Source organism: Nioella sediminis, from assembly GCF_001879695.1.
Lineage (GTDB): Bacteria > Pseudomonadota > Alphaproteobacteria > Rhodobacterales > Rhodobacteraceae > Nioella > Nioella sediminis.
Window position 1 is genome coordinate 1 of the sequence record NZ_MNBL01000031.1, and the last position, 18,836, is coordinate 18,836.

The 18,836-nt window shown below is 64.2% G+C and carries 27 protein-coding genes; 11 read left to right on the top strand and 16 right to left on the bottom strand.

All coding sequences use genetic code 11. The features are described 5' to 3' along the window. Window positions 1–36 precede the first annotated feature (36 nt). The 6 genes from BKY26_RS03565 to folK all read right to left on the bottom strand — a co-directional run bounded on the left by BKY26_RS03565 (window position 37) and on the right by folK (window position 5,138). Entirely contained in the window at window positions 37–513 is a 477-nt protein-coding gene (locus tag BKY26_RS03565; protein WP_071689029.1) for a hypothetical protein, read from the bottom strand. Then, window positions 510–1,253: a pyridoxine 5'-phosphate synthase gene (locus BKY26_RS03570; RefSeq protein ID WP_131541759.1), complete on the bottom strand. Its 744-nt coding sequence runs from the start codon at window positions 1,251–1,253 to the stop codon at window positions 510–512. Before BKY26_RS03570 ends, BKY26_RS03565 begins: the two co-directional genes overlap by 4 nt. A 33-nt stretch (window positions 1,254–1,286) precedes the next feature. Continuing rightward, window positions 1,287–1,889 carry a DUF2062 domain-containing protein gene (locus tag BKY26_RS03575; protein ID WP_321184862.1) on the bottom strand — a complete coding sequence of 201 codons (603 nt, stop codon included), beginning with the start codon at window positions 1,887–1,889 and terminating at the stop codon, window positions 1,287–1,289. A 64-nt stretch (window positions 1,890–1,953) separates the two neighbouring features. Beyond that, window positions 1,954–4,074, bottom strand: a complete 2,121-nt coding sequence (locus BKY26_RS03580) for a RelA/SpoT family protein (protein ID WP_071689032.1) — start codon at window positions 4,072–4,074, stop codon at window positions 1,954–1,956. Between the two features lie 25 nt (window positions 4,075–4,099). Further along, window positions 4,100–4,453, bottom strand: a complete 354-nt coding sequence (gene rpoZ / locus BKY26_RS03585; RefSeq protein WP_071689033.1) for a DNA-directed RNA polymerase subunit omega — start codon at window positions 4,451–4,453, stop codon at window positions 4,100–4,102. 46 nt (window positions 4,454–4,499) lie between these two features. Beyond that, window positions 4,500–5,138 carry a 2-amino-4-hydroxy-6-hydroxymethyldihydropteridine diphosphokinase gene (folK, locus tag BKY26_RS03590; protein WP_227434912.1) on the bottom strand — a complete coding sequence of 213 codons (639 nt, stop codon included), beginning with the start codon at window positions 5,136–5,138 and terminating at the stop codon, window positions 4,500–4,502. A 95-nt stretch (window positions 5,139–5,233) separates the two neighbouring features. On the opposite strand from folK, the gene BKY26_RS03595 reads away from it, so the two are divergent. Next, window positions 5,234–5,809 carry a LabA-like NYN domain-containing protein gene (locus BKY26_RS03595; RefSeq protein ID WP_071689035.1) on the top strand — a complete coding sequence of 192 codons (576 nt, stop codon included), beginning with the start codon at window positions 5,234–5,236 and terminating at the stop codon, window positions 5,807–5,809. Window positions 5,810–5,868: 59 nt separating this feature from the next. On the opposite strand, the gene BKY26_RS03600 is transcribed toward BKY26_RS03595, so the two are convergent. The 3 genes from BKY26_RS03600 to BKY26_RS03610 form a co-directional block, all read right to left on the bottom strand. Then, entirely contained in the window at window positions 5,869–6,507 is a 639-nt protein-coding gene (locus BKY26_RS03600; RefSeq protein ID WP_071689036.1) for a class I SAM-dependent methyltransferase, read from the bottom strand. Between the two features lie 78 nt (window positions 6,508–6,585). Continuing rightward, window positions 6,586–7,053, bottom strand: a complete 468-nt coding sequence (locus tag BKY26_RS03605; protein WP_227434913.1) for a c-type cytochrome — start codon at window positions 7,051–7,053, stop codon at window positions 6,586–6,588. A gap of 102 nt (window positions 7,054–7,155) precedes the next feature. After that, entirely contained in the window at window positions 7,156–7,518 is a 363-nt protein-coding gene (locus tag BKY26_RS03610) for a hypothetical protein (protein ID WP_071689037.1), read from the bottom strand. 87 nt (window positions 7,519–7,605) lie between these two features. Here BKY26_RS03610 and BKY26_RS03615 point away from each other — a divergent pair, with 87 nt between their 5' ends. Beyond that, the gene (locus BKY26_RS03615; RefSeq protein WP_071689038.1) at window positions 7,606–8,196 is read left to right on the top strand and encodes a TetR/AcrR family transcriptional regulator; all 591 of its coding nucleotides are present in this window, start codon (window positions 7,606–7,608) and stop codon (window positions 8,194–8,196) included. An 11-nt stretch (window positions 8,197–8,207) separates the two neighbouring features. On the opposite strand, the gene BKY26_RS03620 is transcribed toward BKY26_RS03615, so the two are convergent. Continuing rightward, window positions 8,208–8,747, bottom strand: coding sequence for a peroxiredoxin-like family protein (locus tag BKY26_RS03620; RefSeq protein WP_071689039.1), 540 nt, complete (start codon window positions 8,745–8,747; stop codon window positions 8,208–8,210). Between the two features lie 143 nt (window positions 8,748–8,890). Here BKY26_RS03620 and ispH point away from each other — a divergent pair, with 143 nt between their 5' ends. From ispH to BKY26_RS03660, 8 genes are all read left to right on the top strand, one after another. Then, entirely contained in the window at window positions 8,891–9,841 is a 951-nt protein-coding gene (ispH, locus tag BKY26_RS03625; RefSeq protein WP_071689040.1) for a 4-hydroxy-3-methylbut-2-enyl diphosphate reductase, read from the top strand. Window positions 9,842–9,844: 3 nt separating this feature from the next. Next, window positions 9,845–10,306, top strand: a complete 462-nt coding sequence (locus tag BKY26_RS03630) for a pyridoxamine 5'-phosphate oxidase family protein (RefSeq protein WP_071689041.1) — start codon at window positions 9,845–9,847, stop codon at window positions 10,304–10,306. Window positions 10,307–10,357: 51 nt separating this feature from the next. Then, on the top strand, window positions 10,358–11,479 hold the full coding sequence (locus BKY26_RS03635; RefSeq protein ID WP_158514294.1) for a flavin-containing monooxygenase: 1,122 nt from the start codon (window positions 10,358–10,360) through the stop codon (window positions 11,477–11,479). Beyond that, window positions 11,476–12,090, top strand: coding sequence for a LysE family translocator (locus BKY26_RS03640; RefSeq protein ID WP_071689043.1), 615 nt, complete (start codon window positions 11,476–11,478; stop codon window positions 12,088–12,090). The genes BKY26_RS03635 and BKY26_RS03640 overlap by 4 nt, the downstream gene beginning before the upstream one ends. A 1-nt stretch (window position 12,091) precedes the next feature. Further along, a complete protein-coding gene (locus BKY26_RS03645) occupies window positions 12,092–12,682 on the top strand; it encodes a class I SAM-dependent methyltransferase (protein WP_071689044.1) in 591 nt (196 codons plus the stop codon). 65 nt (window positions 12,683–12,747) lie between these two features. After that, a complete protein-coding gene (locus BKY26_RS03650) occupies window positions 12,748–13,191 on the top strand; it encodes a DUF3429 domain-containing protein (RefSeq protein WP_071689045.1) in 444 nt (147 codons plus the stop codon). After that, complete coding sequence (gene rnhA / locus BKY26_RS03655; RefSeq protein WP_071689046.1) at window positions 13,191–13,646, top strand: ribonuclease HI; 456 nt, start codon at window positions 13,191–13,193, stop codon at window positions 13,644–13,646. The genes BKY26_RS03650 and rnhA overlap by 1 nt, the downstream gene beginning before the upstream one ends. A gap of 216 nt (window positions 13,647–13,862) precedes the next feature. Next, entirely contained in the window at window positions 13,863–14,483 is a 621-nt protein-coding gene (locus BKY26_RS03660) for a trimeric intracellular cation channel family protein (RefSeq protein ID WP_071689047.1), read from the top strand. Here the strand turns inward: BKY26_RS03660 and BKY26_RS03665 are convergent, their stop codons facing one another. Genes BKY26_RS03665 through def (BKY26_RS03690) form a run of 6 tightly spaced genes read right to left on the bottom strand, consistent with a single transcriptional unit; the run spans window position 14,484 to window position 17,468 of the window. Further along, entirely contained in the window at window positions 14,484–14,723 is a 240-nt protein-coding gene (locus BKY26_RS03665) for a hypothetical protein (RefSeq protein WP_071689048.1), read from the bottom strand. A gap of 52 nt (window positions 14,724–14,775) precedes the next feature. After that, window positions 14,776–15,042, bottom strand: coding sequence for a hypothetical protein (locus tag BKY26_RS03670; protein WP_071689049.1), 267 nt, complete (start codon window positions 15,040–15,042; stop codon window positions 14,776–14,778). Between the two features lie 4 nt (window positions 15,043–15,046). Beyond that, window positions 15,047–15,955 carry a methionyl-tRNA formyltransferase gene (fmt, locus tag BKY26_RS03675; RefSeq protein WP_071689050.1) on the bottom strand — a complete coding sequence of 303 codons (909 nt, stop codon included), beginning with the start codon at window positions 15,953–15,955 and terminating at the stop codon, window positions 15,047–15,049. A 25-nt stretch (window positions 15,956–15,980) separates the two neighbouring features. Continuing rightward, the gene (def, locus tag BKY26_RS03680) at window positions 15,981–16,472 is read right to left on the bottom strand and encodes a peptide deformylase (protein WP_071689051.1); all 492 of its coding nucleotides are present in this window, start codon (window positions 16,470–16,472) and stop codon (window positions 15,981–15,983) included. Continuing rightward, entirely contained in the window at window positions 16,462–16,947 is a 486-nt protein-coding gene (def, locus tag BKY26_RS03685; protein ID WP_071689052.1) for a peptide deformylase, read from the bottom strand. Before def (BKY26_RS03685) ends, def (BKY26_RS03680) begins: the two co-directional genes overlap by 11 nt. Beyond that, entirely contained in the window at window positions 16,944–17,468 is a 525-nt protein-coding gene (gene def, locus BKY26_RS03690) for a peptide deformylase (protein ID WP_071689053.1), read from the bottom strand. Before def (BKY26_RS03690) ends, def (BKY26_RS03685) begins: the two co-directional genes overlap by 4 nt. A gap of 99 nt (window positions 17,469–17,567) precedes the next feature. Here def (BKY26_RS03690) and BKY26_RS03695 point away from each other — a divergent pair, with 99 nt between their 5' ends. Next, window positions 17,568–18,734, top strand: coding sequence for a MalY/PatB family protein (locus tag BKY26_RS03695; protein ID WP_071689054.1), 1,167 nt, complete (start codon window positions 17,568–17,570; stop codon window positions 18,732–18,734). The last annotated feature ends 102 nt before the right edge of the window (window positions 18,735–18,836 follow it).

Consider the following 18,836-nt stretch of genomic DNA (forward strand, 5'->3'; position numbering starts at 1 on the left):
CCCAGGCCAGCAGAAGCGCTGCAAACTCATAGCCGCTCATTTGCTGCCCGTGGGCGCCGGGGCCGGTGCGTTTCCACTCAGCACCGGGGTGACAGTGCCCGTGGCTTGATTGACCGTGATGGTCAGAATCTGGTCCCAACTGGCCACGCCGCTGACAGATTCGATGGGGATCGTCACGCTCAGGCCGATTGCGGGGTCATAGCTGGCCTCCACCTCTGCCATGTTCAGCCAGCCGAAGCCGATATTGGCCTCGCTCGAAATCAACGCGCAGTGTTGCCAGGGGTCTTCCGGGTGCGGATAGGTCACCATGACATGGAAGCTCCCGCCCGCCGGTTCGCCGACATCCAGAGCAATCACCCGGATCGCGCCATTGGCGAATTCGCGGATCGTTTCCGCGTAGGGGCCATAGGTGTTGCGGGCATTGGCCTCGAACGTATCGCAGTCGCGCATGGACTGCGCAGCGATCGGCGTAGCGGCAAGAATGGCGGCTGTGGTCAGGCAGGCAAGCCTCATGCGCGGGCCTCCTCGATCAGGCGCTGCATTTCGTGGATCGCGGGGGTGAGGCCGCGGAAGATGGCTTCTCCGATCAGGAAATGCCCGATATTCAGCTCCATCACCTCGGGAAACGCTGCGACCGGCTGCACGGTGTCATAGGTCAGCCCGTGGCCCGCATGCACCTCCAGCCCCAGGGAATTGGCGAAGACGGACATTTCGCGCAATGCCTCCAGCTCCCGGTCGCGGTCGTCAAAACGGCCCTCCGAATGGGCGTCGCAATAGGCGCCGGTATGAAGTTCGATCACCTCGGCCCCGATCCGGTGCGCCGCCTCGATCTGGCGCTTGTCGGCGGCGATGAAGATCGACACCCGGCAGCCTGCCTCGCGCAAGGGCGCGATGTAATGGGCCAGCCGGTTTTCCTCGCGCGCCACTTCCAGCCCGCCCTCGGTTGTCCGTTCCTCGCGCTTTTCGGGCACGATACAGACCGCATGGGGTTTGTGGCGCAGCGCGATCTTCTGCATTTCGTCCGTCGCCGCCATCTCGAAATTCAGGGGCACGGTCAGCGCCGCCATCAGCCGCTCGATATCGTCATCCGAGATATGCCGCCGATCCTCACGCAAATGCGCGGTGATCCCGTCGGCCCCGGCCTGTTCCGCCAACAAGGCGGCGCGCACCGGGTCCGGCACATCGCCGCCGCGTGCGTTCCGAACAGTTGCCACATGGTCGATATTCACCCCGAGCCGGGGACGGCTGGTCATGGTCATTCTCCTACAAGACGCGCCCCGAAGGGCTTAGTCGGCCCGGTTCTCGGCCTGCCTGCGCATCTTGTTCATCTTCGAGCGCAGCTTGGCAAGGCGTCGCTGCTGATATGCGCGGATCACGGGGACTGAAAGGTAATAGCAGACCGTGCCGCAGATCAGACCGGGGATGATGCCGCCGACCATGAACGGAAAGAACAGATCATTGTAGAAAGACAGCAACTCGTCCCAATGCGCGCGTTCGGGCGTGAACATGGCCAGGAAGTTATGCTTCAGATCGCGCCAGGCCCCTGCGAAGGCATGGCCGATATTGCCGCCGATCCCCCCCGCCTCTGTGCCGAGAAGAAAATGCCCGGTATGGATCGAGATCAGCGCGATCGGCAGATAGGTCAGCGGATTGCCGATGAACGTGGCCAGCAGCGCGGCCAGGATATTGCCCCGCATGACCCGCGCAATCAGGGCCGCAAGGATGAAATGCAGCCCGAAGAACGGGGTGAATACCGTGAACGCCCCGGCAAACACGCCGCGCGCGATGGTCTCGGGGGTGCCGGGCAGGCGATGAAGGCGATACTTGACATACTGGATGGCCCGGCCCCACCCGCCCCGCGGGTAGAACCAGTGCGCGACCACTGTCATCCAGTGGCGGGAATCTCTGCGCTTGAACACCATCGGGTGTTCGCCCTCCAAAGCTCTTCCCGCGTCAGGGCCGCCGGTCCAGGTTCCGGTAGCGCTCCAACGTGGCAACATCACTGTCGGCCTCTACGGCCATCATCACGGCGTGCAAATGCTCGGCGTCTCTTACTTCTATATCGATAAGGAGGCGGAAAAAGTCCGGTTTCCTGTCAATGAAGTGCAAGTCCGAGATATTGGCGTTCTGTTCGCCGATCAATGTGCAGATTCGCCCCAGGACGCCCTGATCATTGCTGATCGTGACATTGATGGTGACATTGTGGACGGCGGCGTGGCGGCCCTCGGTCCAGTGCACGTCGATCCAGTTGTCGGCCATGGCGTCGAGATCGGCCAAGGCCGGGCAGTCAATCGCATGCAGAATCGGCCCACGCCCCTTGTAGGGCACACCCACGATCCGTTCCCCCGGCACTGGCTGGCAGCACTGGGCCCGGTTCATCTCGGCCCCGCTTGGCAGGCCGATCACCGGGCGACCGACGGTTTCTTGCGACTCCGGCTTGCCCACCAGTTCGGGGTAGAGCTTGGCCACAACCTCGCGCGCCGACAGCTCCGCGGCCCCGATTCGGGCCAGAACCTCGTCGGCACTGGCGATGTGCATGGTCTTTGCGGCCGTTTCGAGCGCCTTGTCCGTGGCCTTCTTGCCCACATGCTCGAACGCCACGCGCGCCAGTTCCTGCCCAAGCCGGATATAGCGGCCCCGGTCCTCTTCGCGCAGCAGCCGCCGGATCGCGGCCTTGGCGCGGCCCGTCGTCACGATGTCGATCCATGTGGCCTGCGGGCTCTGGCCCTCGGCGGTCATGATCTCGACGGACTGGCCGTTTTTCAACCGCGTCCACAGCGGCACGCGGATGCCATCGACCTTGGCCCCCACGCAGCTATGCCCGATCCGCGTGTGGATCGCATAGGCAAAGTCCAGCGGCGTCGCGCCCTTGGGCAGCTTCACCACATCGCCCTTGGGCGTGAAGCAAAAGACCTGGTCGGAATACATCTCCAGCTTCACATGTTCGAGGAACTCGTCATGATCCTCGGCCATCTCGAAGCGTTCGGTCAGCCCGGCCAGCCATTTCGCGGGGTCGACGGCAAAGGGGTTCTCGGCCCGCACCCCATCCTTGTAAGACCAATGCGCGGCAACGCCCGCCTCGGCCACCTCGTGCATCTGGCGGGTGCGGATCTGCACTTCGACCCGCTTGCCGTCGCGGCCTGACACCGTGGTGTGGATCGAGCGATAGCCGTTCGATTTGGGTTGGCTGATATAGTCCTTGAACCGACCCGGCACCGCGCGCCAGCGCTGATGGATCGCACCCAGAACCCGATAGCAATCATCCTCGCTATTGGTGATCACGCGGAACCCGTAGATGTCCGACAGACGCGAGAAGGCCAGATCCTTCTCCTGCATCTTGCGCCAGATCGAGAAAGGCTTTTTCGCCCGCCCCAGCACATCGCCGGTGACACCGTGCTTTTCCATCTCCAGCTCGATATCGTCGGTAATCTTGGGGATGACGTTGCCCGATTCCTTCTGCAACGTCACGAAGCGGCGCATGATCGACTTGCGTGCGTCGGGGTTCAGAACGGCGAAGGACAGGTCCTCCAGTTCATCCCGCATCCACTGCATCCCCATGCGGCCTGCAAGCGGCGCATAGATATCCATCGTCTCACGCGCCTTCTGGGCCTGCTTTTCCGGGCGCATATGCTTGATGGTGCGCATATTGTGCAGCCGGTCGGCAAGCTTCACCAGGATCACCCGCAGATCCTTGGACATGGCCATGAACAGCTTGCGGAAATTCTCCGCCTGCTTGGTCTCGCGGCTGGAAAGCTCCAGATTGGTCAGCTTGGTGACGCCATCGACCAGTTCCGCCACGTCCGATCCGAAGCGGGTGGCGATCTCGGTATAGGTGCCCTTGGTGTCCTCGATCGTGTCATGCAGCAGCGCGGTGGCGATGGTGGCATCGTCCAGCCGCTGCTCGGTCAGGATCGCGGCCACCTCGACCGGGTGCGTGAAATAGGGCTCGCCGGACCGGCGATATTGCCCCTCATGCATGTCCTTTGCATAGGCATAGGCCCCGCGCAGCAGGGCCTCATTGCATTTCGGATTGTAGTTGCGGACCAGGCTCAGAAGGTCTTCGACGTCGATCATGCCTGTCCTGTTCCGATCAGAAGCCTCAGCGCTGGCCTTGCGCTTCCATCAGCTGCCGCAGCATCTGCTCTTCCGACATGTCATCGGCGGCGGGGCGGTCGGCCTCGACACCCTGCAGCAGGGCCATCGCGTCCTCTTCCGGCTCATCGACCTCGATCTGGGTCTGGTTCGACTCGATCAGGCGTTCGCGCAGGTCATCTGCGAGCTGGGTTTCCTCGGCGATCTCGCGCAGGGACACGACGGGGTTCTTGTCGTTGTCACGATCCACGGTGATTGGGCTGCCAGCCGAGATTTCGCGCGCCCGGTGGGCGGCGAGCATCACCAGTTCGAACCGGTTCGGAACCTTGTCAACGCAGTCTTCAACCGTCACGCGGGCCATATCATTCTCCGGAATGTGTTGCAGGAGGGGGGCGCAAGGTCCCTACTTATCCACCGCTCCGAGGAAAGACAAGGCCCGAATCCCCTTCAATCGGGCGGATTTCAGCCAGTTCCGCGGGCGACAGGGCCGAGAGCATCTCGGTCACCGTCTCGCCTGTCAGCGGGTGGCGCCAGTCGGGCGCGATATCGGCCATGGGCACCAGCACGAACCCCCGCTCCTGCAATCGAGGATGGGGCAGGATCAGACGGTCAGGCGCGCAGGTCGCGGCCTGTTCAAGCGGCAAATTGCGCCATTCGGTCTGGGTTTCCGCATCCGGTCGGACGCAATCACCGAACGCCACAAGATCGAGATCCAACACCCGCGCTTCCCAACGGTGGGTGCGGGTGCGGCCTGCCTCTGCCTCGACCCGGTGCAGTAGCGCCAGCAGCGCTTCAGGCGTCCCCGACCAGTCGATGGAGAACGCCGCATTCACGAAATCCGGCCCTGATCCGGCGGGGAAAGCCGGGGTCCGGTAGAATCGTGACACCAGCGGATTCCCACCCGCCAGCCGCGCAACATCAGAAATCGCTTTGGAAACTATACCTTCGGATATATTATCCATATCCGATAGGTTAGACCCCGCCGCAATTACGGCGTTTGTGAAAGAAATGTTACGGTCTGGTCGTTGCAAAGCGCGCCCGATCACTTATTCTCGATGTTCATTGTTGATCGTGATTCAGGCCATTTCATTTCACATACACCGGTCGCGGTCGACGATTATCACTCACGGGACCAGAAATCATGTTTTATCGGGACGAACGGTTGGCGCTCTTCATAGACGGCTCCAACCTGTACGCAGCGGCAAAGGCGCTCGCCTTTGACATTGACTACAAACTTCTCAGGCAGGAGTTCATGCAGCGGGGCAAACTGCTCCGGGCCTTCTACTACACCGCGCTTCTGGAGAATGACGACTATTCTCCGATCCGCCCGCTGGTGGACTGGCTGCATTACAATGGCTTCACCATGGTGACCAAGCCCGCGAAGGAATTCGTGGACAGCCAGGGGCGCCGCAAGGTCAAGGGCAACATGGATATCGAACTGACGGTCGATGCCATGGAGATTGCCCCCCATGTCGATCACATCGTGTTGTTCTCCGGCGATGGCGACTTCCGCCCGCTGGTCGAGGCGTTGCAGCGCAAGGGTGTCCGGGTATCGGTCGTGTCCACGATTCGCAGCCAGCCGCCGATGATCGCCGATGATCTGCGTCGTCAGGCGGACAATTTCATCGAGCTGGATGAGCTGAAAGAGGTCGTCGGACGCCCCCCGCGTGAACCGCGGATAAACGAGCGGTCCGATTACGAGACCGCCGACAACTGATCGGAAAGAGACCCCGGCCATCGCGCCGGGGTTTTTCTTTGTCAGGGTTTGGAACGCGGTCAGCCCGTGCCGGCCCGCTTCTGAAAGACGGTGTACTGAAACCGCTGCTCCGCCCCGCCGGGTGTCATATGGGCGAAACGGCCTGTCTCCTTCACCTCGAACAGTCCAGGCAACAGCCGGTCAATCTCCTCCACCAGATCCTCAGGCGCATAGCGCTGCACCGGCAGGCCAGAGCATCTCTCTGGCCCGTCATCGGCAAAACTCATGATTATCGCGGTTCCCCCCGGCGCCAAGGCGGAATTCAGCGCCCGCGCATAGGCGGCCCGGTCCCCGGCATCTGTCAGAAAGTGGAACACCGCCCGGTCATGCCACAGGTCATAGCGCCGGGCGGGCTGCCAATGCGTGACATCGGCCACCTGCCAGTCCACCGCCGCGGCCCGCTCGCCAAGCTGCGCGCGGGACAGGGCCAGCGCCTCGGCAGAGAGGTCCAGCACCGTGATATCCTTGTAGCCTGCCTCAAGCAGCGCATCGGGCATGCGGGACGCCCCGCCGCCCATGTCGATCACCGACGCCTCCGGTCCTGCTGCCTGCCCGATCAGCCTGAGCGACAGGGCGGGCGCGGCCTCGAACCAGCTCAGGCTTTGCGGCTCCGCCCCCGCATAGCGGTTGTCCCAATGGGTGGTTCTGTCATCGGTCATCCGTCCCGCACTCCTCGTCTGGCAAGGCAAGGATAGCACGGGCAGACGCACACGTTCTGTGACCTCGTCACAAAGCCCCTAGCCGCCCGCCTGCGCATTGATCCCGTCATGGATCTCGATGACCCGTTCGGGCCAGGTGCTTTTGATATAGGCCAGCACGTCGAGGATCTCCTGCTCGCTCAGCACCTCGCCGAACCCCATCATGTTGCTGCGATAGTCGCCCCCGATCAGCGCCTCGGTGCCATGGGTGGTGATGGCGATCAGCACCTCGTCAGGGTGATGCCATGTGTGGCCGGTTTCGTCATGCGGCGGTGCGGGCAGATAGCCATCCGCATCCCGCACCCGCCAATCCACGCCGTCTTGCCCCGACAGGTCAGCCCCGTGACAGCTCGCACAGGTTTCGGCATAGATCGCTTCACCGCGCGCCAAGGCGTCCGGGTGATCATAGGGCAACAGGCCGGGGCCGTCGTCATGGCTGGCCCACACCGCAGCCCCAGCCATGGTGGCAAGGCCTGCGGCAACAGCAAGAAGGGTGACAGGTTTCAAGGGGTTGGTCCTTTTCCATCGGTTCTGTGAAACCTCTTTCGCGGCTTCCCCCGCTGGAAGGTCAAGTCACCGGATCGTGAGCGGAACAACCCCCTCGATGCGCTAGCCCCTGCGGGCGGCGATCATGCGCAACACAAGTGCACCGATGGCCACCCAAGCGGTCACGACCGCTGGCCAGATCAGCGGAAAGGCCGGGTCGATCACCTTGTGCGGCCCGAAAGACACCAGCGACAGCAGGATCGCCAGCACCGTCAGACCCCGCCCGGCCCGGCTTTCCACGGGACCGGTCATCATCGCCGCCGCAAGGGCCGAGACGGTCGCAGCAAAGAACGGGGCCAGCCCGAACAACGGAATCTGCGCCGGCGGATGCGGGGCAATACCGGCCAGAAGCGTGGCCAGCATGAACAGGTGGAGAATGATCAGAACGGCCAGCGCCGCCTGAGAGGAACGGGAAGATTGGGTCATGATGTCTCCTTGGCGTATTTTTGATTACGGTTATTGACGAAATCCGTAATTCGAATTACGGTAGCCGTCAACAGCAAAGGACAAGAAATGCGGGAAGACGCGCGGGAAGCTCGGGCCAAACAGATCGAAAACGCCGCCTATCGCGTGCTGGAGGCCAAGGGATTCGAAGGCCTGTCGATGCTGGCCGTGGCCAAAGAGGCCAAGGCCTCGAACGAAACGCTCTATCGCTGGTATGGCGACAAGACCGGGCTGTTTGCCGCGCTGATCACCCGCAATACGGAGATTGTCCGAGCCGTGATGGAAGAAACCCGGTCCGATGATCCGATCCTTGAGCTTTCCAGCCTCGGCCCGGCGCTTCTGACAATGCTGACCAGCCCGCGCGCCGTCGCGCTGAACCGGGCGGCTGCGGCTGACAAGACCGGAACGCTTGGCCAGACGCTCGGCAAGGTCGGACGAGAGCGGGTCTTTCCCTGGATCATCGGCGTCATGGACCGCGCCTGCGCCACCGGGCAACTGGCGGGCAGCCCCGGCGATATCGCCGAAACCTACCTGTCGCTTCTGGTGGGTGACTGGCAGGTGCGTCGCGTCACCGGGGCCATGCCGCCCCCGTCAGCGGCCCAGATCGACGCACGTGCCAGGGTCGCCCTGACACGTCTGACAACACTGTTCCAGGGGTAGGCCGGATGCGTTCACAGATCCCCGGTATATTCCCCCCGCGCCGGATAGCTGTTGGCGATGGCGAAATCCACCGCGCCAAGCAGTTCCCGGAAATGCGGTCGGACGAAGGGCATGGTCTGCACCGACATGTAATAAAGCGTCTGGTCCGGGTTGATCAGGAACAGGCCGGGCTCCGCGAACAGGGCCGGTTCCTCGATTCCGATAGAGGTCGTGCCGCGAGAGGTCGAGATGAACAGCCCCCAATCGTCACGCGCCGTGGCAAGCGGCAGATCATAAGCATAGCGCAGCCCGTGGCCGCCCACTTTTTCCTGCATCGCGCGGGCGCGGTCTTCGCCATCGGAACTGACGGCCACCGCGCCGACACCGCGTTCGGCGAATTCCGGCAGCAATCGGGTCAGTTCGGTCAGGTAGGTCGCGCAGAGCGGGCAATGCAGACCTCGATAGAAACAGATAATGGTCCCGCGCGCATTCGACTCGGCAGACAGGGTAAACCCCGCGCCATCGGTGGTCGGCAGGCTCAAATCCGGGGTCTTCTGGCGGGGCATCAGCATGGGGTTGGTCCTTTCCTCTGGTCACGCCTGACCATAACGGACGATCCCGCCGCCGGGTGCAATCACCTGCCCGGTCACCTTTGCGTGGGCTGGACGCGCCTGCCCCATGGCCTTACCTGTTGGCCCAAGCGAAGGAGCCACCGATGACCAAACCGCCCCTCACCCTCTATCTCGCCGCCCCACGCGGCTTCTGCGCCGGTGTCGACCGGGCGATCAAGATTGTTGAAATGGCAATCGAGAAATGGGGCGCGCCGGTCTATGTCCGGCATGAAATCGTGCATAACAAATTCGTCGTGGACGACCTGCGCGCGAAGGGGGCCATCTTCGTGGAGGAGCTGGAGGATTGCCCCGATGACCGCCCGGTTATCTTTTCCGCCCATGGCGTGCCAAAATCCGTGCCCGCGGCTGCGGAAGCCCGCCAGATGGTCTATGTCGATGCAACCTGCCCGCTGGTCAGCAAGGTGCATATCGAGGCCGAACGCCACCACGCCAACGGGTTGCAGATGGTCATGATCGGCCATGCGGGCCACCCCGAGACCATCGGAACCATGGGCCAGCTGCCCGAGGGCGAGGTGCTGTTGGTCGAGACCGAAGCTGACGTGGCGGGCCTTGCCCCGCGCGACCCCGAACGGCTGGCCTTCATCACCCAGACCACTCTGTCGGTCGATGATACGGCGGGCATCGTCGCCGCCCTTCAGGCGCGCTTCCCCGCCATCGTCGGCCCCCACAAGGAAGACATCTGCTACGCCACCACCAACCGGCAGGCAGCGGTCAAGGCGATTGCCCCCAAGGCTGATGCGATCCTTGTGGTGGGGGCGCCCAATTCCTCCAATTCCCGCAGACTGGTGGAGGTCGGTGCCAAGGCGGGCTGTTCCTATTCCCAGCTTGTGCAACGGGCTGAAAACATCGACTGGCGCGCGCTGGAGGGCATCGGGTCCGTCGGCGTCACCGCCGGGGCCTCGGCCCCCGAAATTCTTGTAGAAGAAGTGATCGACGCGTTCCGCGCCCGCTATGACGTGACCGTCGAACAGGTGGAAACCGCCGTCGAAAACGTGGAATTCAAGGTCCCGCGCGTGTTGCGGCAGATGGCCTGAGCCATGCCCACGCCCTTCGACCCAGAGGACATTCTGCACCTGCCGCTCATGGCCAATCTTGCCACGCTGGCAGAGGACGGCGCGCCAAGGAATGCCCCGGTCTGGTTCCACTGGGAAGAAGGCGCGCTCCACATGCTGTCGGGCGAAACCGCCAGTTCCGCGCGACGCATCGCCCGCGATCCGCGTGTCGCGGTCGAGATCGTGCAGTATGACAACGCGGGCGGCATCCTGCGCCATCTTGGGCTACGAGGCAGCGCCACCATAGAGCCGATGGACCCGGCGCTCTTCCGTCGTCTTCTGGCGCGCTACCTTGGCCCGGACGAGGCCGCGTGGAACCCGTGGTTCATCGACAAAGTGGCGAAGATCGAGGACCCGTCAGGCCGCCTGATCCGCCTTGTGCCCGACAGCGTCTTCACCAACGATGTCAGCTTCTTCCGCAGCGGGCCGTCCCTTGCAACGGCGTGACCCGCCCCTTCAAGGCCCCCCGCGATGCCGACAGGACAGGGAGGGACAGTCATGAAGGCCGTCATCATAGGCGCAGGCCCCGCCGGGCTGGCAACCGCCGCCTGCCTGAAGGCCGAAGGGATCACGCCGGTGATCCTCGACCGCGCCGAGACCATCGCCAGCAGCTGGCACAGCCACTATGACTGCCTGCATCTGCACACGGCGCGCGGGCGCTCCACCCTGCCCGGCCTCGACTATCCCAGGGGCGTTGGCAAATACCCGAGCCGCGCCGATGTCATCGCCTATCTGGAGGCCTATACCGCCCATCACGGCCTGTCCCCGCGCCTCGGCTGCACGGTCGAAAAGGTCGAGAAGACTGGCGAAGGCTGGCAGGTCACCCATTCGCACGGCACGGAAACGGCGGATATCGTCGTCATGGCCACCGGCGTGAACGGCATCCCGCGCCACCCCGACTGGCCGGGTGACTTCGATGGCCCGATCCTGCATTCAAGCCGCTACCGCAACCCCGCCCCCTTCGCCGGTCAGCGCGTTCTGGTCGTGGGCTTCGGCAATTCTGGCGGCGATATCGCGCTGGATCTGGCCCGCGCGGGCATCAACGTCACCCTGTCCGTGCGCGGGCCGGTCAATATCCTGCCCAAGCAACTTTTCGGCATTCCGATCACGTCTTTCGGGCTGATGACCAAGGCGCTCGGCTACAAGGTGGCTGACGCGCTGACCGCCCCCGTCCTGCGCCTGGCGGTCGGGCGGCCCGAGGATTACGGCCTGCGCTCCATGGCCAAAGGTCCCGCCGCGCTGGTGCATGAGGATGACCGCATCCCGCTAATCGACACCGGCACGCTAAGCGCGATCAAGGCAGGCCGCATCGCGGTGACACCCGGTATCGAGCGGCTGAACGGTGCCGAGGTTCAGTTCAACGACGGCACCGCAGCCCCCTTCGACACGATCATCGCCGCCATCGGCTACAATGTCGATCTGCGCCCGCTTTTGGGCCCCGATTGCGCCGCGCTCGATGCCACGGGCCACCCCGTGGCCAGCGGCGCCCCTACCCCCGAACCGGGGCTCTATTTCTGCTCCTACAAAGTGTCGCCCGATGGTCAGCTTTACGCCACATCGCGGGAAGCCATCGCCATCGCACAACATGCCAAAACCCTTACCCGAAAGGCCCATTCATGATTTCCGCACAGTTCCTTCTGACCGCCCTCGTCGTGGTGCTCGCCCCCGGCACCGGCGTCGTCTACACGCTGGCCCTCGGGCTGGGGCAAGGCCGCCGCGCCGCCATCTGGGCGGCCCTTGGTTGCACCTTCGGGATCGTCCCCCATATCGCGGCGGCGGCGCTCGGGCTGGCGGCGGTGATGCACAGCTCGGCGCTGATCTTCAACATCGTGAAATGGGCGGGCGTCGCCTACCTGCTGTGGCTGGCCTATAGCGCGCTCCGCGAGGGCGGGGCGCTGAGGGTCGAGGCCACGCAGACGGTGGAGAACGGCCCGCGCATCGCCACGCGCGGCGCGCTGATCAACATCCTCAACCCAAAGCTGTCGATCTTCTTCCTCGCCCTGCTGCCGCCCTTCCTGTCGGGCAACCCGGCCTCAGCCACCGCCGAAATGGCGCTGCTTGGCGGGGTCTTCATGGCGATGACCTTCGCGGTCTTCGCGCTCTATGGCACCTTCGCCGCCTTCGCCCGCAAGGCCATCCTCGGCAGCGAGCGGGCGATGCGCTGGATGAGCCGCAGCTTCGCCGCCGTTTTCGCCGGGCTCGGCCTGCGGCTGGCACTGGAAAGGGCCTGACATGGCAGACCGGGAAACCCTCGACACCTACACAAAGAAAGCCGCCGACTACGCCGCGCTTGAGTTCAGCGAGGGCGAGAAGCAGGCGCTCGACGGCTTCCTGTCCATGCTGCCCAAGGGCGGCGCGATCCTCGATCTGGGCTGCGGGCCGGGGTTGCATGCCGCCCGGATGGCCGCTGAGGGGTTCACCGTCAGCGCCATCGACGCCACCCCCGCCTTTGTCGAGGCCGCACAGAAGAAGGGCGTTGCCGCAAGGCTTGGCAGTTTCGACGACCTGACCGAAACGGGGGCCTATGATGGCATTTGGGCCAGCTTTTCGCTGCTGCACGCCCCGAAAGCGGACTTCCCTCGCCACCTCGCCGCCATCCACCGGGCGCTGAGACCCGGCGGCACGCTCTATTTGGGCCTGAAGCTGGGATCGGGCGAACACCGCGACAGCCTCGGCCGGTTCTACGCCTATTACGAGGAACCGGAGCTGCGCGACCTGCTTGCACAGGCTGGATTTGCCGATATCCGCGCTACATCCGGGGAAGGCGCGGGGCTGGCCGGCACGGTTGACCGCTTCATCCTGCTGACCGCGCACAGGGGCTGACCCGCAGGGCTTGCCCTTCCCGGCCCCGCCCGCGATAAGGACCGCCACTGCCCCGGAGCCTCGCCATGACCCCGATCCCCCGCCCCGCCCTGCTGCTTGGCCTCGCTGGCCTGATCCCCTTTCTGTGGGGGGCGCTGACCGTTGTGCTGCCGGGCCTGGCCGAATGGGGAACCGAGGTCTTGGGGCCGCGCTTTGTCGGCCCCTATGTGCAGCTGTTCTACGGCGCGATCATCCTTGCCTTCATGTCCGGCGTGCTCTGGGGCTTCGCCGCACAGGGCAGCGGCTGGCAGGGCTACGCGCTGTCCGTTCTCCCGGCGCTATGGGCGTTTTTCATGACCGGCGGTGGGGCGGACCGGGCGGCGGCGGCGCTGATCGTTGGCTTCCTCGGCCTTCTGGCGCTGGACCGGCATTACTGGAAACGGGGCCTCGCGCCCCAATGGTGGATGCGGCTGCGCGTGCTGCTGACGCTAGTGGTGGTGAACGCGCTGGCCGTGGACCTGATCTTCTGATGCCCGATCTCTTCGCCTATACCGACGGAGCCTGCTCCGGCAATCCCGGCCCCGGTGGCTGGGGCGCGCTGCTGCAAGCGAAAGACGGCGACACCGTCGTCAAGGAACGGGAACTGAGCGGCGGCGAGGCCGAGACCACCAACAACCGGATGGAATTGCTGGCCGCGATCACCGCGCTGGAAAGCCTGACGCGCGCCTCGGATATCACCATCGTGACGGATTCCGCCTATGTGAAGAACGGCGTCACCGGCTGGATCCACGGCTGGAAGCGCAACGGCTGGAAGACCTCGAACAGGAAGCCGGTAAAAAACGTGGACCTGTGGCAGAGACTAGACGAGGCGCAGGCCCGCCACCGGGTGACTTGGGAATGGGTCAAGGGCCATGCCGGCCACCCGGAAAACGAACGCGCGGATGAGCTGGCCCGCGCCGGAATGGCCCCGTTCAAGAAAGCCTGATCCGGGCGCGGGGATGCGGCTTCGAAGCCGCATATCAAGGCCGTTCGAACGGCCTTCCGCACCGCCATGATCGCAGCCAAAAGCCCCCAACTGGCTGCCTCTGCCCCGACCCGTTTCACAAGCGCAGGATCGCGGTTTCGAAACCGCGTCCCAAGGCCGTTCGAACGGCCTTCCCCCCTTCCCCACACGCAGCAAACCTGTCAAAGGGCGTCCACCATGACCCTGATGCTCCTCGACTACGCCTCCGTCCTCGTCTTCGCCCTCTCCGGCGCGCTGGTCGCCAGCCGGGCGCAGCTCGATATCGTGGGGTTCTTCTTCATCGCCTGCCTGACAGCGGTCGGCGGCGGCACGTTGCGCGACCTGCTTCTGGGCCGAGATCCGGTCTTCTGGGTGGGTGACCCCACGCCGCTGGCCATCGCCTGCGCCGCCGCTCTTACCGTCTTCTTCACTGCCCACCTGCTGGAAAGCCGCTACAAGGTGCTGCTGTGGCTCGACGCGCTGGCGCTGGCCATTGCCGTCGCTGCCGGGGCGGGCGTGGCGCAGGCGCTGGATCAGTCGGCGGGGATCGTTATCGTGATGGGGGTCGCCACCGGCACCATGGGCGGGCTGATGCGCGACGTGGTCTGCAACGAGGTGCCGCTGGTTCTGAAACAGGGGGAGCTCTACGTGACAGCGGCCTTCGCAGGCGCCGGGGCCGCGCTCATTGCTGCTGCCCTCACGCCGCATCCATTGGCGCCCATCCTGGCCTGCATGATCACCTGTTTCGCCTTGCGGGCCGGATCGCTGCTCTTCGGCTGGCGCCTGCCCGTCTACAAGGCCCGCCCGCCGCGCATGTGATCAGCGCTTCAGGTAAGTCTGCCAGATCCAGATCAGCAAAAGCGCCCCCAAGATCGCGCCGACGAAGCCCGACAGCATTCCCATCACGGCCAGCAGGAACCGCAGCACCAGCCCGCCGATGATCGCGCCCAGAATGCCGATGCCGATCGTGGTCACCACATCGGTGCGCACATCCATGATGCGCGTGGCCAGAAAGCCCGCCGCCGCGCCGATGATGATCATGTAAAGAACGATACCCATGGGATGAATATGGCCACTCCCGGCCCCTATTGGAAGACAGCGCCCCCGAAATTCAGCGTCTGCGGTTGCGGCGACCGCGCCCTCGTGCCGCCCCAACAGGGATCAGGATCAGCGCTGCCGAGGCCCCGATGATCGCATCCAGACCGGGCGAGCCGATCCGCAGATGAAAGAGCGAGCGCAGGAAGAACAGCACCACGACCGCCCCGAGCGCGATGAGGATCGACATCGGGTAGCCATTGCGGGTGATGCCCCATCTTTCGAACAGGATGGCGACTACCACAGCAATGAAGATTGAGCCAAAAAACGTGAACAGAATCATTGCCTTACTCTCCCAATACCGTGCCGGGCGCCACCGCCGTGCCGCGCAGGAAGGTCTCCGCATCCTGCCGCCCCCGGCCCTCGATCTGCGCCTCGGTGACCTCTATGGCCCCTTCTCCGCAGGCAATCGTCAGACCCGCCAGAACCTCGCCGGGCAGGCCCGACCCTTCCGCCACTCGACAGCGCAGCAGTTTCAGCCTTCTACCATGTAAGGTCGTCCAGGCACCGGGAAAAGGCGACAGACCCCGGATTTGCCGGTCGATCTGGTCCGCGGGCCGGGTCCAGTCCAGCCGCGCCTCTGCCTTGTCGATCTTGTGGGCATAGGTGACGCCCGCCTCGGGCTGCGCCTCCGGCACCAACTCAGGCAACCGGTCCAGCGCCTCCACGATGGCCGCCGCGCCTAGCGCGCTCAGCCGGTCATGCAGGTCCTGCGTGGTCTCCTCGGTGCCAATCGTGACCGCCTTGCGCAGCAGCACCGGCCCGGTATCGAGCCCCGCCTCCATCTGCATGATGCAGACCCCGGTTTCCGCGTCCCCCGCCATGATCGCCCGGTGAATGGGCGCCGCGCCCCGCCAGCGCGGCAACAGGCTGGCGTGGATATTGAGACAACCAAGCCGGGGCGCATCCAGCACCGCCTGCGGCAGCAGCAGCCCATAGGCCACGACAACCGCCACATCTGCATTCAACGCAGCGAATTCCGCCTGCGCCTCCGCCCCTTTCAGTGACACCGGATGGCGCACCTCCAGCCCCAGCTCCACCGCCCGCGCATGAACCGGCGTCGGGCGTTCCTTCTTACCCCGCCCGGCAGGGCGCGGCGGCTGGCAATAGACGGCGGCAATGTCATGCCCCGCATCGACCAGAGCCTCCAGCACCGGCACCGAAAACTCAGGCGTGCCCATGAAGACGACCCTCATTCGCGCTTCTCCGGTCCGATCCGCATCACCGCTTCCTCGCCTTACGCAGGAACATGTCGCGCTTCACCTTGCTGAGATTGTCGAAATACATCCTGCCGTTCAGGTGGTCGATCTGGTGCTGAACACTGGTCGCCCACAACCCCACGAAATCCTTGCGCACGGTCATCCCGTGATGATCCATATAGGTCACCGTCACCGCGCGGGGCCGTTCGATCTTGGCATAGGAACCGGGCAGGTTCGGGCTCGCCTCCTCATGCGGGCGCAGTTCGATCGAGGAATGCAGGATCTGCGGATTGGCCATCCGTACCGCCTTGCCCCGCTCATTCGACGCATCGACCACCGCCAATCGCAGCATCACCCCGATCTGGGGCGCCGCCAGCCCCACGCCGGGCATCGCGTCCATGGTCTCGATCATATCCTCCCAGATCGCGCGTATCTCGTCTGTCACCTCACCCACCGGCTCGGCAGGGGTCCGCAGCCGCTTGTCCGGCCACATCACGAAGGGTCTAACGGGCATAGTCTTTCTCCATCTGTGCGCGGTGGTCAGGGGGCAGCCGGTCGAATATCACCAGCCCATTGAGGTGATCGACCTCGTGTTGAACACAGCGCGCGTCGAACCCGGTCATCCGCGCCTCGTGCCCCACACCATCCAGATCCGTCCAGCGGATCAGAACCTCCGGCGGGCGCATCACACGGGCCGCGACACCGGGTATCGACAGGCAGGCCTCCTCGCCGCTTTCAAGCGTTTCGGTCAGCGGCTCCACCTCAGGATTCACGAAAACCCTTGGGCAACGCGCGCCCTCTTTCCACCCGGTATCCATGACGAACAGCCGCACCATATGCCCCACCTGAGGCGCGGCCAGACCGCGCCCCTTGGCGGCATACATCGTGTCAAGCATATCGGTGGCCAGCGCCGACACATCCCCACTGACCGGCGCACAGACCTGTTTCAGCCGCGCATCGGGCCAGCACAGGATAGGCAGAACGCTCACGCCTTTTCCCGCGCCCGTTCCCGCTTGAGCTTGACCATCTTGCGGGTGATCATCTGCCGCTTCAGCGGCTTGAGATAGTCGATGAACAGCTTGCCGTCCAAATGGTCGATCTCGTGCTGCACACAGGTCGCCCAAAGCCCCTTGAACACTTCCTGCTGTTCCTTGCCGTCAAGATCCATCCAGCGCACCTCCACCTCGGCGGGGCGGGTCACCTCGGCATAGATCTCGGGGATCGACAGGCAGCCCTCTTCGTAAACACTGGTCTCATCCGAGGACGCGATCACCTCGGGGTTGAACATGGCCAGGGGCCGGGGGGCCTCACCCTCTTCCTTCACGCAGTCCAGCACGATCAGCCGTTTCGACACGCCGATCTGCGGCGCGGCAAGGCCGATGCCCGGCGCGTCATACATGGTTTCCAGCATGTCGCCGGCCAGCCCGCGCAAATCGTCCGACAGGTCCGCCACGGGGTCGGCCAGTTTCTTCAGTCGCGGGTCGGGATGGATCAGGATCGGTCTCAGCATGCGCCCCAGATAAGCGATCCGGCGCTGTGCCGCAACGCCCCCTTGCACCCGGCCCCGGAATGGCTAGCTTCCAGCCCGAAACGACCACCAGAGGATTCCATGGACTTCGACACGCTTCACCCGATGATCGGCACTTTCAGCGGCAAATGGGATAGTATGGACAGGTTCGGCGTCGGCCCGGATGGCATCGCCATGCATGTGGCCGATTCCGACTACCCCAGTGCGCCCTGCGTGATCGAGGCGGTGACCAAGGAAGCCCAGAGAGGAATCTTCAACTACGGCTTCGACCGAAAGGGCTATGTCGACTCCGTCTGCTGGTGGATGCAGACCCGCCACGGCTGGTCGGTCGACCCCGACTGGGTGCTAACGGCCCAGGGGCTCGGCATGGCGATTGCCCTCTGCCTCGATGTCTGGAGCGAACCGGGCGACGACATCGCGTTCTTCACCCCGGTCTATCACGAGTTCCGGCTGAAAACGCAGCGGGCACATCGCAACCATGTCGAACTGCCGCTCGCGCTTGTCGATGGCCGGTATGAACTGGACTGGGACGCCGCCGAAGCAGCGCTGACCCCGAAGACAAAAATCCTTCTGTTCTGTTCTCCCCAGAACCCCTCTGGCCGGGTCTGGACGGTCGAGGAATTGCGTCAGGTGGCCGACTTCGCCGCACGCCATGACCTGATTTTGGTCTGCGACGAGGTGCATGCCGATCTCGTCTATGCGGGCAACAGCCATATACCCATGGATATCGCCGCGCCAGAGCATCGCGACCGCACCGTCACGCTGTTCGCTGCATCCAAGACCTTCAACCTCGCCGGTCTGCGCGTGGGCCAGATCATCATTCCCGACGACAAACTGCGCGCCCAGATGGAAGACCGGCTCACTGCACTGAACTACGACGCGACGACGCTTGGTGCCATCGCCTCTCAGGCGGCCTATTCGCCGGACGGCAACGCATGGGTTGCCGCACAGATGGACTACCTCGAAGAAAACCGCCGCATCTTCGACGAGGGCGTGAACGCCATTCCCGGCGTCTGGTCGATGCCCCTTCAGGCCACCTACCTGCCCTGGGTCGATTTTTCCGGTACCGGCATGACGATGGAAGAGATCGCGCGGCGCGTGAATGGCGAAGCGCAGATCACCCCCGCCCCCGGCAATTGGTTCGGCACGGGGTCAGAGCTGTGGAACCGCTTCCTCCTCGCCACGCCACGCGCCAATGTGGAGGCCGTCGTACAGCGCCTGCAAAGGGCGTTCGCCGACCTTCAGTGATCCACCTCGGGGCGGACCCAAAATTCTTCCGGAAGAATTTTGCCGCCCCGAAAAATCTTCCCGAAGATTTTTCATGCCATGAAGGATTTTCTGGAAAATCCT

What these genes read in the sequence shown, in the direction of transcription:
- BKY26_RS03565 (WP_071689029.1), bottom strand. Translation starts at nt 513, where the DNA reads ATGAGGCTTGCCTGCCTGACCACAGCCGCCATTCTTGCCGCTACGCCG.
- BKY26_RS03570 (WP_131541759.1), bottom strand. Translation starts at nt 1,253, where the DNA reads ATGACCAGCCGTCCCCGGCTCGGGGTGAATATCGACCATGTGGCAACT.
- BKY26_RS03575 (WP_321184862.1), bottom strand. Translation starts at nt 1,889, where the DNA reads ATGACAGTGGTCGCGCACTGGTTCTACCCGCGGGGCGGGTGGGGCCGG.
- BKY26_RS03580 (WP_071689032.1), bottom strand. Translation starts at nt 4,074, where the DNA reads ATGATCGACGTCGAAGACCTTCTGAGCCTGGTCCGCAACTACAATCCG.
- rpoZ (WP_071689033.1), bottom strand. Translation starts at nt 4,453, where the DNA reads ATGGCCCGCGTGACGGTTGAAGACTGCGTTGACAAGGTTCCGAACCGG.
- BKY26_RS03595 (WP_071689035.1), top strand. Translation starts at nt 5,234, where the DNA reads ATGTTTTATCGGGACGAACGGTTGGCGCTCTTCATAGACGGCTCCAAC.
- BKY26_RS03600 (WP_071689036.1), bottom strand. Translation starts at nt 6,507, where the DNA reads ATGACCGATGACAGAACCACCCATTGGGACAACCGCTATGCGGGGGCG.
- BKY26_RS03610 (WP_071689037.1), bottom strand. Translation starts at nt 7,518, where the DNA reads ATGACCCAATCTTCCCGTTCCTCTCAGGCGGCGCTGGCCGTTCTGATC.
- BKY26_RS03615 (WP_071689038.1), top strand. Translation starts at nt 7,606, where the DNA reads ATGCGGGAAGACGCGCGGGAAGCTCGGGCCAAACAGATCGAAAACGCC.
- BKY26_RS03620 (WP_071689039.1), bottom strand. Translation starts at nt 8,747, where the DNA reads ATGCTGATGCCCCGCCAGAAGACCCCGGATTTGAGCCTGCCGACCACC.
- ispH (WP_071689040.1), top strand. Translation starts at nt 8,891, where the DNA reads ATGACCAAACCGCCCCTCACCCTCTATCTCGCCGCCCCACGCGGCTTC.
- BKY26_RS03630 (WP_071689041.1), top strand. Translation starts at nt 9,845, where the DNA reads ATGCCCACGCCCTTCGACCCAGAGGACATTCTGCACCTGCCGCTCATG.
- BKY26_RS03635 (WP_158514294.1), top strand. Translation starts at nt 10,358, where the DNA reads ATGAAGGCCGTCATCATAGGCGCAGGCCCCGCCGGGCTGGCAACCGCC.
- BKY26_RS03640 (WP_071689043.1), top strand. Translation starts at nt 11,476, where the DNA reads ATGATTTCCGCACAGTTCCTTCTGACCGCCCTCGTCGTGGTGCTCGCC.
- BKY26_RS03645 (WP_071689044.1), top strand. Translation starts at nt 12,092, where the DNA reads ATGGCAGACCGGGAAACCCTCGACACCTACACAAAGAAAGCCGCCGAC.
- BKY26_RS03650 (WP_071689045.1), top strand. Translation starts at nt 12,748, where the DNA reads ATGACCCCGATCCCCCGCCCCGCCCTGCTGCTTGGCCTCGCTGGCCTG.
- rnhA (WP_071689046.1), top strand. Translation starts at nt 13,191, where the DNA reads ATGCCCGATCTCTTCGCCTATACCGACGGAGCCTGCTCCGGCAATCCC.
- BKY26_RS03660 (WP_071689047.1), top strand. Translation starts at nt 13,863, where the DNA reads ATGACCCTGATGCTCCTCGACTACGCCTCCGTCCTCGTCTTCGCCCTC.
- BKY26_RS03665 (WP_071689048.1), bottom strand. Translation starts at nt 14,723, where the DNA reads ATGGGTATCGTTCTTTACATGATCATCATCGGCGCGGCGGCGGGCTTT.
- BKY26_RS03670 (WP_071689049.1), bottom strand. Translation starts at nt 15,042, where the DNA reads ATGATTCTGTTCACGTTTTTTGGCTCAATCTTCATTGCTGTGGTAGTC.
- fmt (WP_071689050.1), bottom strand. Translation starts at nt 15,955, where the DNA reads ATGAGGGTCGTCTTCATGGGCACGCCTGAGTTTTCGGTGCCGGTGCTG.
- def (WP_071689051.1), bottom strand. Translation starts at nt 16,472, where the DNA reads ATGCCCGTTAGACCCTTCGTGATGTGGCCGGACAAGCGGCTGCGGACC.
- def (WP_071689053.1), bottom strand. Translation starts at nt 17,468, where the DNA reads ATGCTGAGACCGATCCTGATCCATCCCGACCCGCGACTGAAGAAACTG.
- BKY26_RS03695 (WP_071689054.1), top strand. Translation starts at nt 17,568, where the DNA reads ATGGACTTCGACACGCTTCACCCGATGATCGGCACTTTCAGCGGCAAA.